Origin of the sequence: Bradyrhizobium sp. 160, assembly GCF_023073735.1 — a bacterium.
Classification (GTDB): Bacteria; Pseudomonadota; Alphaproteobacteria; order Rhizobiales; family Xanthobacteraceae; genus Bradyrhizobium.
The window spans coordinates 1-1,328 of the sequence record NZ_JADPKD010000043.1 but is presented as its reverse complement, the minus strand read 5'-3'; the positions used below and the strand labels follow the sequence as shown (position 1 = coordinate 1,328).

Here is a 1,328-nt window from a genome sequence, read left to right as displayed (position 1 = left end):
TCGAGAGCCACGTGGTGGATCCGGCCTCCATCGCGACGCCGCGCCGGCGCCGGCGAGCCAAGACGGACAGGCTGGACGGCGAGACGTTGTTGCGGACGCTTCTGGCCTACAAGCGTGGCGAGCCTCGGGTCTGCGCCATGGTCGTTGCTCCCTCTCCCGAAGAGGAGGATCGCCGCCGGCTCTGCCGGGAGCGGCGGACCTTGATTGCCGAGCGGATCGAACATGTGAACCGGATCAAGGGTCTTCTGTTCGCGCAAGGGATATCGGATTATGCGCCGTTGCGGCGGGATCGACGGAAGCGGCTGGAGGTCTTGCGGACGGGAGACGGGCGCGCATTACTGCCGCATCTGAAGGCGCAGATCGGCCGTGAGCTCGACCGGCTCGAACTGCTGCTCAACCAGATCGCGGCGGTGGAGCGCGAGCAGGATGCGTTGCTAGCGGTGAGCAAGCCGTCGGGCGAGAAGGCTGCATCGGACCCGGTCACGATGCTGCTCAACCTGAAGAGTTTGGGCCCGAACTTCGCTGCCATTCTGTGGTCGGAGGCCTTTTGGCGGCAGTTCGCCAACCGCCGTCAGGTCGCATCTTATGCCGGGCTTGCGGCGACACCCTGGCGCAGTGGTGGGATCGAGCAAGAGCAAGGCGTGTCGAAAGCCGGCAATCCGCGCCTGAGAACCACGATGATCCAGCTCGCCTGGCTCTGGGTGCGCCATCAGCCGCAATCGGCTCTGACCCAATGGTTCAAGGCGCACAGCCAGCGCGGCCGCAAGCGTGCGATCGTGGCGCTGGCCCGCAAGCTGCTCGTGGCGCTGTGGAAGTACGTGACCGCTGGCGTCGTGATCGAGGGAGCCGAGCTGAAGGCTGCCTGATGCGAGGCTTCCTGCAACCTTAAAACCAATCTGCCGAGGACCGATCAGCCTCGGCCGATCCGGGTGGACGAACCGATGGATTGCTTGGCTGCAAACGCCGCAACGAAGAATGGTCCCGTCCTCTCGAGCCTGCCCGCCGCAAGCGGAATGTTGGTGCGGTCGCCACCGAGCGACGACCGAATGTGAGTTTGATCTGGCATGCAAACCAGATTGCTGAACCGGCTCGACCCTTGGATCGCCGAACACAGGAGTTCACGCCGCACTTCCCGACCTGACGAGCCTGAAGGCGTACTCGCTCGGGTCAAGACCAAGCCGCTTCGCGGCGGCCCTCACGGGCCGGTCTTGACCCGATCTGCGCGCGCCTTCCGAAAGATCCCACGGTCGGGACGAAGAGCTGGCCTGCAATCGAACAAAGAGCTGATCATAAATCTTGACACACCAAACCCCCATGTGAGCAATCCA

The 1,328-nt window shown here is 64.0% G+C and carries 1 protein-coding gene; it reads left to right on the top strand.

The annotated features are described in order from the left end of the window. Positions 1-866: IS110 family RNA-guided transposase (locus tag IVA98_RS17530; protein ID WP_247355262.1), on the top strand; the 866-nt coding region annotated here is incomplete at its 5' end. Positions 867-1,328 lie beyond the last annotated feature (462 nt).